This window comes from Luteolibacter arcticus, from assembly GCF_025950235.1.
Classification (GTDB): Bacteria; Verrucomicrobiota; Verrucomicrobiia; order Verrucomicrobiales; family Akkermansiaceae; genus Haloferula; species Haloferula arctica.
On the sequence record NZ_JAPDDT010000004.1, the window covers coordinates 1 to 12229 of the forward strand.

Sequence of the window (12229 nt, forward strand, 5' to 3'; positions counted from 1 at the left end):
GGTTGATCCGCGACCATGAAGTCCGGATCGAACACTCCGAAGCGCTAATCTATCTCTCCATGACCAAGCGCATGCTCACCAGAATCGCGGCCTGAGCATTTTTCAGACAGCCTCTAAGACTTTCGCGTACAAAAGCGATCGTACATCTCCCGAAAGACAGGCGGAGCAACATCCCCTAGCCTTTGGCAAGTCGACTCCCCTCACCACCTCTTACCCTTGTCCTGGTTGCCATGCAAAAGAGTCATCGTTCCCATTTCACGGTTTCCTTACCACGTCCCGAACGCTCCCAACTTGTCGCTGAAATAAAACGGAAGTTGCCTGACTCCACCAATGCCGAAATCGCCGCCGCGTTGCGCTTGGCGTCCGCCTTGCTCACCCCGGCCGTTAATCGGCCAAGTCTGGTGGTCGTGGCGGAGGGCCTCCTCAAGTCGCGCTAAACAGCGGCCCGACCTTCGCCAGATTTTCTCCCTCGTTTCCCCCCAAGAACCGAACCCAAGAAGGCGGGTGCTCTCCATGAGCGCACCCGCCGCTTTTTCGGCAGGCTCGGGTGAATGTGATCGATGTGTATGATCGCATCAAATTGCTGCGGCAGCCTGCATTCATGATAGTGGCTCACCCGCTCGGGGGCGGACGGAGAGAATGACTCCGAGTGCCAGTTGAAGTTGCGCCCCCCGCCAAGGAATACGGTGTGGCGCAGCATAGCTCGGACATCCCATCATGCATGATGCATCCATCTAACATGACCCTTGCCAGCCCTCGCCACCGACGCCTATGAACCGCCGTTCATGAGCAGTAAATCGAAGAACGTCCCGAGTTCCCTGAGGGGCAAGCGCTATACCTTGCGGGAGAAAGCCGAAGTGCTGGACTTCGTGGACCGCTACAATGCTGAGCACGGCCGCGGTGGCCAGACGGCCGCCACCAGGAAGTTCCAGTTGTCTGCCCTCAGCATTTCCTCATGGCGCAAGCAGGCCTCACAAGGAAGAGGCATTCCGTATCTACCCCCGTCACACAACCTTCCCATCGGCAGGGCAATCGCCCAGATGCAGGAGCTTCACGAGCGGATCGTAGAGCAGGAGCAGATGATCCAACGTTTGAAAGCCCAGTTCAACACGCTGAAGACCAGCCTTTGATCACGTATCGTGCAATTTGCTCCTCCGAGTTTGCCGGAAGCACGGCTGGAAGTTTTCGTCCACCCCCGTCCCAATCGCTCCGTTTGGGATTTCCTTCGGGTTACAAAGGAACTTGGTAGCACCCGTATTTCCCGCAGGCCACCCGGGCGGACATGGCACGGCGGCTGCATTTCTAGCTCGCATGAAGATCCGAAACGACATCATCACGCGGATCGAGTTCGTCGGTGGACCGGAGGACGGTCGCATCCTCGAACTCAGCGACTGTCCAGCCATGGTCACCGCTGAGGAAGCCGAAGAAATCGGCAAGGTGTCGATGTTCCTCGCCATGGATAACTTGGAAAGCTTCGAGGAAGGAGACGAGCTCGAGTTGATCATTCTCGGCCACTACGTCTCAAGTAGTAGCGACGGGAGCTGCGCCAAATTTGACTGGGTTCCATTCTGTTAGACTGCATCCCGCCCTTCTCAGGCGTGTGGAGCGGCCTCGTCGGATAGAGCGGCCGGGAAGTCCAACTCGAACGCGGCTCCCTCCACCACGGGAAGCGCGGAAATGCTCCCGCCATGGGCTTCCATGATCCGCCGCGCGAATGCCAGGCCTAGTCCGCTACCGGGAAGATGACGCGCATTCTCGCCTCGAATCCCCGATTCAAAGATGGACTCCAAGGCATGCGTGGGCACCCCTACCCCTTGATCGGAAACGCGGACAAGAATACGCCCACCGCTCCCCACCGTGCCTTCGACTACGATACGCGGCGGCCGTTCACCGGCATACTTGATCGCGTTCTCGAACAGATTGATGAAGAGCTGAACCAGCATCGTGTAGCTTCCTTGGACCCAGGGCAAAGGGGTGGCATCGATGATCGCCCCACGATCCGCGATCAGCGGTGCCAGGTTCAATCGGGCTGATTTCACCACTTCATCCAAACCCACGGCTTTCATTTCGCCGGCGCTGGTTCGCAACAGGGCATCAGCATGCAACTCGCGAATCAGAGCCTCCATTTGGCGCAGGGATTGGACTGCTTGTCGAAGCTGGCCGACAAGCGCCGGACATGCGCCTTTCTCCGCAGTCTCGCGCGCCAGTTCAGTCGTGAACAGGGCGCTGTTGAGCGGGTTTCTCAAGTCGTGGGTTACCAAGCCCGTGAACGCCTCAAGGTCGCGATTGCTGCGTTCCAGCGAGGACTCGGCGAGGCGAGTTTTCTGGAGCTGTTCCTCCAGCCGCGCATTCGCCCGCTGCAAGCCCGGAAGCTGGATCGCCTGCGGCCCGATCCGGCAGAGCGCGATCACGGTGGCCCAAGACGCCACCGCGGTGATGACTTTCACCAAGGCAGAGAAGCGGTAGATGGGATGATAAAAGATCACCGCCTCGATCACGTGAGTCCCCCCGCAACTGAAAATGAAAGCGGCAAACAGCCAAAACAGGCGGGGAAAGGCGAGCTCCCCGCGCTTCAACCACCAATAGCCGGCGAGAGCCACGGGAATCACCGAGTAGGCGGCGGCAATCGCAAGGTCGGATATGATATGGAACCACCCGTGCGCCGGGGTCCAGTCACCACAATGCCAGCGTGCGGGAAAATCGGACGTATCAAAAAGAAGGCCGAGGTTCGCCAATAGCGAGTGCATGCGGGATGGCTATCAGATCCGGAGTCCACTACAAGACTTGAGGTGGGACTCAAAACCTCCCGCGACCGCACTTCCGGCCGCATGGACCTCCCGACCTGCGCAAGAGCAAGTATCGACCGCACACCCTTACCCTCAGAGAATTCCCATGATCAGCAGGACAATGATGATCACCAGGATCAGGCCGATCCCGCCGCTCGGAGCATAACCCCACGAACGGCTGTGTCCCCACGTAGGGAGCGCACCAATGAGCATTAGGATCAGGATTACAAGTAGAATGGTTCCAATCATGACTTTTGGTATATGGTTAAAATAACTATCTGCGAGGCTGTTGAGGTGGTAGATCAACCCGCCCCCCGATTGGAGCCGACTCTCCGCCGGCAGGTTCGCCAGTGGACAGCGCCTGAGCACCGGGATCAGGTTGATGATTCACCGGTCGGGAATAATTGCCACAGGCCGTGAGGCACGAGAACACCACTAAGAAGCCAAGACTCCGGGGAAAGAGGAACGCTTTCATAGCTTTCTATTCAGCAGGCCCTGTTCCCTACCTGATAATGGCGTGGAACCCATCACCTAAGGGAATTCTGGACTGTTACTGCTCGGCCGCTTACACTGTGGCATTGCATTTGTCCCTGCCATCCGCCGAAGGATGCATGAATGCCCAAGGGGCTCGTCAACTTGGTCATGGCGGCGGCAGTTGCTGCCACACCTGGCGGATCGCATCTTGGGCCAGCTCCACTCCGTCCGGAACGGGAATAGGGCCATCCTCGGCCAGCTCGTGGGCGATGACGAGGGGAAGCACATGATCGAGCCGGCTCACTAGCGGAGGACAACCCAGCAACGCCAGTTGCGCAAACGCGGTGCATTCCTTCTGGTCCAGACACCTCGCCATGGTCAGCAGCATCCCGTAGCCGGTGACGGCCACGTCCAAGGCGATGATGTCGTCCCTCACCATGCGGGAAACCGGGTGCTCCCTGAGCTTCCCATAGATCCCGGCCAGGGTGCCTGCGACCGCCATGACCGTCCCCTTGACCGCGGCACCAAGCGCGCCGCCTCCGCCCTGGGAAATCTTCCGCAAGAAATCGGTCCGGCCCTCGCTCCCCGCCACGATGTCGAGCAAGATGTCGCGAAGCCCTTCGTGACGGTCGACCCGTTCGTCTTCAAGCTGCCCGCGAACAGCTTGGGAGATGTCGCGTTCAACAGCGACCATGTCGTTCAGGTAGGCGGTCAGGTGCTTGCGGTGGATTTCATTCATCGGGGTAGCTCTCGCAGCGGCCATGCCCGCTTGCAGCATGGACTGAGAACGCTCCCAGATCCTTCCTCGTCGGCTTCCGGTGCCGCGGCAAAATGTTGGCATTCGAAACCCAAACCACCGACTCCACAGCCGCAGGCGAAATGAACGGCTGATGGTCGCCGGTAAGGCGATGCCAATTGCGATGTTGACTTGCAAAGTGCCCTAGCAGGCTGTTCACTGTTTCGTTGAAACCGCGCCGGCAGGCTGAGGCCCCCCGGTACGAATCTGGCATAACAATTGCGAACGCCCGACTACGATGCCAACCGACCTTTTGAGCTTGTTCTTCCGGAAGCTGCGCATGCTCTACTGCAGCGAGCTTCAATTGATCAGCTTCCTCCCGGAGCTTGCCGCCCACGCCAGTGAAAGGGGCCTGCGCACCGGCCTGCAGCAGGAGTTGGAGCTTTCCCGCCAGCGCCGTGACACGCTGGAGATCATGGCTGCCACCCACCGGATCTCCTCGGCCGGTGACGATTGCGACTCAATGCGGCGGCTCATCAGTCAGAGCCGCGAAGCACTTCGCGCAACGGCCTGGCATTTCCCCGGCGACGACGATCTTCATTCCATCAGCGCTGCGCTGCACCGGCTGCAAATCCTGAACTACGGCGTCGCTCGTAGTTTGGCAAATCGGGTGCGGTTGGCAGGTGACGTGGAAAAGCTCGATGGCTTGCTGGATCTCCTTCTCGACCGCTATCCCGAAACCTGCGACGCGCTGGTGCCCGCCGGCTTGCTGGCGCGGGATCAGCCGGCGTTCCGCTGAACCCAGCCTCATCCTTATCCTGCGCGGCTCTTCTTGAAGTAGCTGGCCAGAAACGCGCGCAGATCGTCCGGCGAGACGGGCTTGACGAGATGCTCGTCGAATCCTGCTTCCGAGCTACGGCGGCGGTCTTCCCGGCTGCCCCAGCCACTCAAGGCGACCATCACCGCCTGCGGGAACATTTTGCGGATCCGCTTGCAGGCTTCAAAGCCATCGATCTTGGGCATGCCCAGGTCGAGGACCACGAGGTCCGGTTGAAACGCCCGGGCTTGGGTGACGGCCTCATCGCCATCGTAGGCAACCGCGGCCTCGAAGCCTTCCATGCGGAAGAACATGCCCATGATGTCCGCCGCCGAGCGGGAGTCGTCTGCGATCACCACGCGCAGCGCTGCGGGCACGTTTGGATCTGCGGAAGCGGGGTGAACCGGGCTGGACAACCCCTCGCCGGGAACGAGAACCGGCAGCCGCACCGTGAACTCACTGCCCTGCCCCTCTCCGCCGCTGGCGACCGTTACCTTCCCGCCATGCATCTCTGCCAGGGAACGAACGAGGGTGAGGCCGATCCCCAGCCCTTCCGCAGGCCCGGTGCCCCCCTGATCGAACAGCTCGAAGATCGACTGCTGGAACTCCAGCGGGATACCCCGCCCGTCATCCTTTACTGAAATCTTCAACATCTCCTCCGACTCCGCCATCACCGAGAGCTGGATGTGGCCACGAGTAGGCGTGTACTTGGCGGCATTCGAGAGGAGGTTGGACAACAACTGAGCAAGCCGGTGGGGATCCGCTTCGATCCTCAAGTCACCGGAAGCGAGGTTCAAGGTAAGCACTTGCTCCTGTCGCTCGATCAGCGGCTTGATTGCCTCCAAAGCCCGCTCCATGACCTCCGAGAATGCCACCTGCGACTTCCTCAGCTCGATCTTGCCAGTGGTGATGCGGGAAATGTCCACGAGGTCATCGATCAGGTGGGCCATCTGATCCACTTGCCGCTTCAGCATCGCTGCCACGCCGGCGACCTTCTCCGGATCGCCCGGCGAACGCAGGATGATGTCCACCCCGGGTAGAATCGGCGCGAGCGGATTCCTCAGCTCATGGGCAAGCGTGGCCAGAAAGGTGTCCTTGCGCCGCCCGGCCTCCCGGAGCGACTCCGCCTGGCGACGGTCAGTCAAGTCGCGGGTGATCTTGGCGTAGCCGCGGAGTTCACCGCTGTGATCCAGGAGCGGCGTGATCAGGACATGACCCCAGAAGCGGGTTCCGTCCTTGCGCATGCGCCAGCCCTCCTGCTCGGCGCGACCTTCCCTCAGCGCCTGAGCGAGTAACTTCAAAGGCACTCCGCTTTCCTTCGCCGGCTGGGGATAGAAGATCGAGAAGTGCTGGCCGATGATCTCATCCTGATCGTAGCCCTTGATGCGGTGGGCCCCGATGTTCCAGCTCATCACATGACCCTCGGGGTCCAACATGAAGATCGCGTAGTCTCGCACGCTCTCCACCAGCAGGCGGAACCGCTCCTCGCTCTGCCGCAATGCCTCCATGGTCATGCGGCGTTGCGTTAGGTCCCGGGTGATCTGAAGGAAGCCTTGGACCTCACCCTCTGGAGACCTGAGCGCGGTAATGGTCACGTGACCCCAAAAGCGTTCTCCGCCTTTGCGCAAGCGCCACCCTTCGCCGGTGAAGGAGCCATCCCGGATTGCGATCTCAAGAATGCCCTGCGGCACTCCACCCGCCCGTTCGACTTCGGAAAAGAAGCAGCCGCTGCTCTGCCCGATCATCTCTTCGGAGCGGTAGCCCATGATGCGCTCGGCACCGGCATTCCAATCAAGAATCTCACCCGAAGGCGTGAGCGTGAAAATCGCGTATTCCTCAACCACCGCGACAATCTCGTCGAAGGCAACAAGCCTGGTTTCAAGCCAAGAGGAGTCATCGGTTTGGGAGTCAGACGAGGCGGTTTGGTCGGAAAGAGCGTTCATATCCAAGACGCGAAGGGGGAGGAGATCCTCCAGCAACCGGAGGCGAAGGGATTCCAGCAAATGAAGTGCCCGCCACGAATTGATATCCCGTCACGATGTTTCATTTGCTATGACGAGCATTTCGCCCCCTTCGCGAGAATTCGTCGTGCATGCTGCATCCGGCCAGGACCGTTCGCCTAAGCCAATCGCGTACGGTACATTGCGTGAGAAGGCCTATGGCGAACCTGCCTGCAAGCCGCCACTGTGACCAACTTATGAAGTCCCGGTTGTGCTACGCGTGGTTCGGCGATGAAGATATCAAGCGCCTCATTTCGGCGGCCAAGCCCAAGGGCGACAACAAGGGAACAGACACCAAGGAACCGGCTCGGAACTGCACAAGCAACAACGGGAATAGCGGAGAGATTACCCGCATCGACGGCTAGTCACACCGCATCGAAATCACACGCGGAAATCCGAGCTTTCCGCTTCCCTATGCACACCCGCATACAAGCGGCCCGCAGGAGCCGACGCCTGCCGCCGTCGCATTCAACTGCGAATCAAGGTGTCGACGATCTCAATCTTCGGATCGTAAGGATTGAATCCCGGGCGGGCGTTTCCGAAGCACTCCAAGAGGATGTCCAGATCGCGCATCTCCGCGAGCCGGAAGTAATCCCATCCTTCCTGCGGATGAGTTTTCCATGCGCAGAGGACGAAGGCGCGGGTCTTGCGGAAGTTCCCGAAAAGATGGGGCTCCGTGATGTATTCGACCTTCCGGTAAATGAAGCGCATTCGACGGCGCTGCTTGATGCATCGGCGGACGTCTTCAAGCGAGGCGTAGGAAAGAACGGGCATGGCAATGGGCAGGGATTTCGCGAGGCCTCCGGAGAAAGAAGCCGTAAGTGGCGTCTTCTTGCATAATCCGTGCCTCGGAACTCTCAACCGCGATGCTGTACGCCAGCGCACCTTACTTCGCCTAAGTCATTTCACTAGGACCCGCCGATTTTCCTCTCGTTAGCATCCTCCCCCGGTGCCCGGCTTCTCGAACACGGCCGCGGGACCGAGGGGCACGATGCCACTCGGATTCAGCTCCCGATGGGTGCCGTAATAGTGGCGCTTGATGTGGTCGAAATTCACCGTCTCCGCCACGCCGGGCAGAGGGTAGACATCCCGCATGAAGCGCAGCAGTGGCGGGCAATCGACGACCCGGCGGAGGTTGCACTTGAAGTGGCCGTGGTAGACGGAGTCGAAGCGGATCAAGGTGCAGAACAAGCGCAGATCGCTCTCCACCAGATGTTCTCCCAGGAGAAACGTCGATCGCTCCAAGCGGACCGCCATCTCGTCAAGCCCCAGGAACAGATCGCGCACCGCTTCCTCGTAGGCGTTCTGGGTGGTGGCAAAGCCCGCACGATAGACGCCGTTGTTCACGGTTTGATAGAGATAGTCGCTGACCTCCGCCTGCTCTTCCGCAAGGTGCAGGGGGAACAGGTCGCGAGCCGCCGGACTGGCGAAGCTCTCTTGAAACATCCGGCAGATGTCATCCTCGGAGTTGTTGACGATGCGCTTCTCCACCCGATCCCACAGCACGGGCACCGTGTAGCGCCCGCGAAAGCCAGGATCCGTGGCGAGGTAGGCCTCGCTGAGGAAATGAAAGCCCTCCGCCTCGTCGCGATGATGCCCATGTCCCTCGCGAAAAGCCCAGCCACGCTCGTCCCGCACCGGGTCCGCGATGCTGATGCCGATGCTACTCTCCAGTCCTAACAGGGATCGCACGATCAGGGTCCGGTGAGCCCACGGGCAAGCAAGCGAGACGTAGAGGTGATAGCGCCCGTCCACCACGGGCGGACCACCCGCTTTCCCCACCCACATGCGAAAGGCATCCTCCTGCCTCTCGAACTGCCCCTCCTTCATTTCGTCAGGAAATTCAGCCATCGTGACCGGATAGCACCACTCTCGTGATGATGCATCCTTCTTTATCGTTGCACGGTGCACCGGGTGAGAGGTCGGCTTGCACGCTCCGCAAGCGCTTCGCTCTTGGAATCCTTACAGTTACGGGTGTCGCAAGACGGAACGGATTGAGCAACGAACGTACTCATGAAAACTTCCTCTTCCTCTCTCCGGGTCTTCGCGGCGCTGACTGCCACTCTGCTGAGCCTCCCCTCGGCCTATGCCCAGGAGCCCGCCAACCCGGAATCCGAGCCGTTGAAAGATCGCTCTACAAGAGCGTCAAAGCGCTCCGAACCTGTCGAAGACACCACCCGACGTGCCAGCGAAGACTCCCGCCCGGTTGAGGACGAAAAGCGCCCTGCCGGGGAGCGGACCCAGCCGGCGGGTAAGGATGCCCGGCCGGTGGAAGATGACAATTCCAAGGCAAACGAGCGTTCGCGGAATCAACGCGATACCGATGAGAAGGCCAGTCCCGACGCCAGGAAGACCGAGGACGCCACTCCTCGCAAAGCCTCGCCGGACGCCAGACGCACCCGGGACGCCAGCAGCGACAAGGCGGGGCCCGAAGCCGCGAAGGTAGAGGATAGCAACGACGACAAGGCGAGCCCGGATGCCCGAGAAACATCTCCGAAGGATCGTCGGCGGAATGCCCCACCCGCACCGTTTAAGCCAGAGAAAGAACTCCCGCCCGCGGAAGCGAACGTCGTCCGCGCTCACGAGGAACTCGCACAAGATCTTCATCAGCGGAAGCTCCAGATCCAAGGCCGAGACGAGGCCCGCCGGATGGTCGAAGACATTCTCGGCAAGGAGAGCAACCTTTCCCGCGCGGAGTTCAATCGCGCCGATCAATCAGCGGCACGGCGGGCGGCCCGTGCCGATCGTCGTCCTGCGGTGGAGTTCCTCCGCCAACGACTGCGGGGCCAAGCTGAGGTCCGCGAAATTCCACCGTTTTTCCGAACCGCCGCCCCGGCCGAAGCCGCGGCAGGCGAACCGATACTGCCCGAGCCCTATTTCGTCCACGAGGGTCGCCGCTATGTGTACTATCCTTCGCGCGAGGACGTCCCCGCGGTGTTGCTCGCGAGTGCCGAGCTTGAGCGCGTGAGCATCATGCCCGCGGCTGAACAGGATGCCGCCGTCTTCAGTCAACGCATCCCCTTGGAATATCGCGGAGGCGATGCCTGGGTCGTTTCCTATCCCGTGGTTTCCTCTTCCACCGTCACCAGCCACGATATCTTGTTCCTTGAAGGATCCACGCAGTTCGCCGACGGCCATGCCTTTGACATGGTCATGGCCCTCGCCGAGGCGATGCTCGACTCCGAGCTGGCAGGCTCCCGCTTCGCAATCGAAGGCCATGCCTCGGCAGAAGGGACGTCGGCCGAAAATCAAGTGCTCTCACAACTCCGTGCCGAAGCCATCGTGCGGGAATTGGTCCGCAGCGGCGTACCCGCGGATCGCTTGATTCCCTTCGGCTATGGGGAGAGCGAAGCACATCACTTGGCTGACGCTCCCGAGAATCTGCTCCGCCAAGATCGCCGCGTTGTCGTTTCCCGAATCGACGCGCCTGCCGATCGCTAGTTTCTTCTCCTCATGAGCCTCGTGACCGATCAGCCCTCCCGCCAGCGCTTCGAACTCAAGGAGGAAGGCAAGCTCGCCTACGCCGACTACAGGCGCGAGGCGAAAGTTCTCATCATTCCCCACGTGGAAGCTGATCCCGCTTTGCGGGGTCGCGGCACCGCAGGGCGATTGATGACTGGCATGCTTGAGATCGTGCGTTCCCGCGGCGAGAAGGTCCGGCCACTATGCGGATACGCGGCGGCATGGATCCAGCGGCATCCGGAGTATCACGATCTGGTTGATTGAAATCACCTGCCCGCCCTCGGCTTCCATGTTAGGTTGCCGGATGGAATCGCCGTCTTCCCCCTCCCCTTCTTCTCCCATCGTAAGAATTGGCCAAGGCCCGCTCCCCCTGCCACGTGCTGAGTTTGAGCGTCGCTACCGCGAACAATTTGCCGACCCGGCTTTCGAAGACGCCAAGGATGCCGTCGATCAGGTTACCCGGATCGCCGCCGATGCCTACGAGGAGCGTCGCAAGACCATTTCTTCCCGGCCTGCCGGATCAGGCTTCCAGGATCCTTCCTACGAGCTGGCGACCGAATGGCTCGATGCCCGAACACGCATCCAGGAAGCACAGAAGGAGTTTGAAGACCCCGCCCGGTCCACCCGCGTCCTCCTGATCAGTGCCTCGCCCCGGACTGACGAGAGCTGCCCCGGGGAAATAGCCAAGTCCTTCCGCCTCGCCGGCATCGCGCGCACGAAGCTCGAAGCGGACGGTTGCGAGGTCGATCTGTTAGACCTGTCGCTGCTAACCGCCGAGTACGGACGCCGTATCTTTCCCTGCAAGGCCTGCGTCTCCACGGCGATGCCACTCTGCCATTGGCCCTGCTCGTGTTACCCGAACCACTACCTGGGCCAAGTGCAGGACTGGATGAACGAACTCTATCCGCGCTGGGTAGCCGCGCATGGGATCATGATCATCACTCCTGTCCACTGGTTCCAAGTTCCCTCCGGACTCAAGCTCATGATCGATCGCCTCGTCTGTGCTGACGGGGGAAATCCGGATCCCACCAGCACTTCAGGAAAGGACGCAGCCAAGGCAAAGGAGATCGAGCTCAACGGTTGGAACTATCCAAAGCATCTGGCTGGGCGGCTATTCTCCGTGATCGTGCACGGGGATGCAGAAGGAAGCGGCGGGGTGCGCCGCAATCTCCACGACTGGCTTTCTGGAATTGGTTTGGTCTCTGCGGGTCCGGTCGCCGTGTTCGACCGCTACATCGGCTATTTCGAACCCTACGCCACCAGCCATGAGGCCCTTGATCGCGATGCGGCGATTCAAGAGGAAACCCGCCACGCGGCCACGACGCTGGTTCAAGCGGTGACCGAGATGCGTTCAGGACGTCGTCCTCCCGGTGACGACTTGCCCGCGCCACGAGCGAAGTGAGCTGTCCGGAATCCCGCAGAAGCACGCGAACTGCACCCTTCGAGCGGAAAATTGCGATGATCCTTCAGCCACCCGAAACCCGCACGGCCTGGAACCCCCACCCATACAATGACTTACAACGCCCACAACTTACGGCACGGCAATGGCTCATGGGATTGGGACGAAAGATAGATCTTCTAAACAACATTCCTGCACGCCTTCGCGTGGAAGCAATGCCACCACAGGGGACAACGATTTCGCCGCACTGCAAACCCCTTAACCACCATGAACAGCGACTACACCATTACCCGGAAGCGGGAATACGAGCAACGATTCGGACCCTATAGCGACGATGACTTCCGCTCTCCGGAACATTGCCCCGAAGACCGGCGCGAACTGGTCGCGGAAATCAAGGTGAGCGCGGCCGCAGTTCCGTTGTCCGATCATCTTCTGGACTACGCTCATGGCGAATACCCACTGCCGCTTACAGAACAGTTGGAACCGCTCTTCCACAAGATCATCGAGTGGGACCGCTACCTCCCACGGCATAATCAGGCCGTATTGACCCCATGA

Annotated in this window: 14 protein-coding genes; 8 read left to right on the forward strand and 6 right to left on the reverse strand. The window is 60.4% G+C overall.

Annotated elements, in window-relative coordinates:
• The first annotated feature begins 746 nt into the window (after window positions 1-746).
• Window positions 747-1130, forward strand: coding sequence for a hypothetical protein (locus OKA05_RS10950; RefSeq protein ID WP_264487180.1), 384 nt, complete (start codon window positions 747-749; stop codon window positions 1128-1130).
• Window positions 1131-1311: 181 nt separating this feature from the next.
• Window positions 1312-1575, forward strand: coding sequence for a hypothetical protein (locus OKA05_RS10955; RefSeq protein WP_264487181.1), 264 nt, complete (start codon window positions 1312-1314; stop codon window positions 1573-1575).
• Between the two features lie 17 nt (window positions 1576-1592).
• Here OKA05_RS10955 and OKA05_RS10960 read toward each other — a convergent pair whose 3' ends face one another.
• The 3 genes from OKA05_RS10960 to OKA05_RS10970 form a co-directional block, all read right to left on the reverse strand.
• Window positions 1593-2747: a sensor histidine kinase gene (locus OKA05_RS10960; protein WP_264487182.1), complete on the reverse strand. Its 1155-nt coding sequence runs from the start codon at window positions 2745-2747 to the stop codon at window positions 1593-1595.
• Window positions 2748-2879: 132 nt separating this feature from the next.
• Window positions 2880-3035, reverse strand: a complete 156-nt coding sequence (locus tag OKA05_RS10965) for a DUF3309 family protein (RefSeq protein WP_264487183.1) — start codon at window positions 3033-3035, stop codon at window positions 2880-2882.
• 391 nt (window positions 3036-3426) lie between these two features.
• On the reverse strand, window positions 3427-3999 hold the full coding sequence (locus tag OKA05_RS10970; RefSeq protein WP_264487184.1) for a hypothetical protein: 573 nt from the start codon (window positions 3997-3999) through the stop codon (window positions 3427-3429).
• Window positions 4000-4294: 295 nt separating this feature from the next.
• On the opposite strand from OKA05_RS10970, the gene OKA05_RS10975 reads away from it, so the two are divergent.
• On the forward strand, window positions 4295-4795 hold the full coding sequence (locus OKA05_RS10975; protein ID WP_264487185.1) for a DUF892 family protein: 501 nt from the start codon (window positions 4295-4297) through the stop codon (window positions 4793-4795).
• A gap of 14 nt (window positions 4796-4809) precedes the next feature.
• Here the strand turns inward: OKA05_RS10975 and OKA05_RS10980 are convergent, their stop codons facing one another.
• Window positions 4810-6756 (reverse strand): hybrid sensor histidine kinase/response regulator, encoded by a 1947-nt coding sequence (locus OKA05_RS10980; RefSeq protein ID WP_264487186.1) that lies wholly within the window; start codon window positions 6754-6756, stop codon window positions 4810-4812.
• 254 nt (window positions 6757-7010) lie between these two features.
• On the opposite strand from OKA05_RS10980, the gene OKA05_RS10985 reads away from it, so the two are divergent.
• Entirely contained in the window at window positions 7011-7178 is a 168-nt protein-coding gene (locus OKA05_RS10985; protein ID WP_264487187.1) for a hypothetical protein, read from the forward strand.
• A 103-nt stretch (window positions 7179-7281) separates the two neighbouring features.
• On the opposite strand, the gene OKA05_RS10990 is transcribed toward OKA05_RS10985, so the two are convergent.
• Together OKA05_RS10990 and OKA05_RS10995 are read right to left on the reverse strand one after the other, a co-directional pair.
• Window positions 7282-7587: a hypothetical protein gene (locus OKA05_RS10990; protein ID WP_264487188.1), complete on the reverse strand. Its 306-nt coding sequence runs from the start codon at window positions 7585-7587 to the stop codon at window positions 7282-7284.
• Window positions 7588-7746: 159 nt separating this feature from the next.
• Complete coding sequence (locus tag OKA05_RS10995) at window positions 7747-8664, reverse strand: glutathione S-transferase family protein (protein WP_264487189.1); 918 nt, start codon at window positions 8662-8664, stop codon at window positions 7747-7749.
• A gap of 162 nt (window positions 8665-8826) precedes the next feature.
• On the opposite strand from OKA05_RS10995, the gene OKA05_RS11000 reads away from it, so the two are divergent.
• From OKA05_RS11000 to OKA05_RS11015, 4 genes are all read left to right on the forward strand, one after another.
• Complete coding sequence (locus OKA05_RS11000; RefSeq protein WP_264487190.1) at window positions 8827-10254, forward strand: OmpA family protein; 1428 nt, start codon at window positions 8827-8829, stop codon at window positions 10252-10254.
• A 12-nt stretch (window positions 10255-10266) separates the two neighbouring features.
• Window positions 10267-10539, forward strand: coding sequence for a GNAT family N-acetyltransferase (locus OKA05_RS11005; protein ID WP_264487191.1), 273 nt, complete (start codon window positions 10267-10269; stop codon window positions 10537-10539).
• Window positions 10540-10579: 40 nt separating this feature from the next.
• Window positions 10580-11677, forward strand: a complete 1098-nt coding sequence (locus OKA05_RS11010) for a flavodoxin family protein (RefSeq protein ID WP_264487192.1) — start codon at window positions 10580-10582, stop codon at window positions 11675-11677.
• 264 nt (window positions 11678-11941) lie between these two features.
• The gene (locus tag OKA05_RS11015) at window positions 11942-12229 is read left to right on the forward strand and encodes a hypothetical protein (protein WP_264487193.1); all 288 of its coding nucleotides are present in this window, start codon (window positions 11942-11944) and stop codon (window positions 12227-12229) included.

What these genes read in the sequence shown, in the direction of transcription:
- OKA05_RS10980 (WP_264487186.1), bottom strand. Translation starts at nt 6,756, where the DNA reads ATGAACGCTCTTTCCGACCAAACCGCCTCGTCTGACTCCCAAACCGAT.
- OKA05_RS10985 (WP_264487187.1), top strand. Translation starts at nt 7,011, where the DNA reads ATGAAGTCCCGGTTGTGCTACGCGTGGTTCGGCGATGAAGATATCAAG.
- OKA05_RS11000 (WP_264487190.1), top strand. Translation starts at nt 8,827, where the DNA reads ATGAAAACTTCCTCTTCCTCTCTCCGGGTCTTCGCGGCGCTGACTGCC.
- OKA05_RS11015 (WP_264487193.1), top strand. Translation starts at nt 11,942, where the DNA reads ATGAACAGCGACTACACCATTACCCGGAAGCGGGAATACGAGCAACGA.
- OKA05_RS10995 (WP_264487189.1), bottom strand. Translation starts at nt 8,664, where the DNA reads ATGGCTGAATTTCCTGACGAAATGAAGGAGGGGCAGTTCGAGAGGCAG.
- OKA05_RS10990 (WP_264487188.1), bottom strand. Translation starts at nt 7,587, where the DNA reads ATGCCCGTTCTTTCCTACGCCTCGCTTGAAGACGTCCGCCGATGCATC.
- OKA05_RS11010 (WP_264487192.1), top strand. Translation starts at nt 10,580, where the DNA reads ATGGAATCGCCGTCTTCCCCCTCCCCTTCTTCTCCCATCGTAAGAATT.
- OKA05_RS11005 (WP_264487191.1), top strand. Translation starts at nt 10,267, where the DNA reads ATGAGCCTCGTGACCGATCAGCCCTCCCGCCAGCGCTTCGAACTCAAG.
- OKA05_RS10955 (WP_264487181.1), top strand. Translation starts at nt 1,312, where the DNA reads ATGAAGATCCGAAACGACATCATCACGCGGATCGAGTTCGTCGGTGGA.
- OKA05_RS10965 (WP_264487183.1), bottom strand. Translation starts at nt 3,035, where the DNA reads ATGATTGGAACCATTCTACTTGTAATCCTGATCCTAATGCTCATTGGT.
- OKA05_RS10970 (WP_264487184.1), bottom strand. Translation starts at nt 3,999, where the DNA reads ATGAATGAAATCCACCGCAAGCACCTGACCGCCTACCTGAACGACATG.
- OKA05_RS10975 (WP_264487185.1), top strand. Translation starts at nt 4,295, where the DNA reads ATGCCAACCGACCTTTTGAGCTTGTTCTTCCGGAAGCTGCGCATGCTC.
- OKA05_RS10960 (WP_264487182.1), bottom strand. Translation starts at nt 2,747, where the DNA reads ATGCACTCGCTATTGGCGAACCTCGGCCTTCTTTTTGATACGTCCGAT.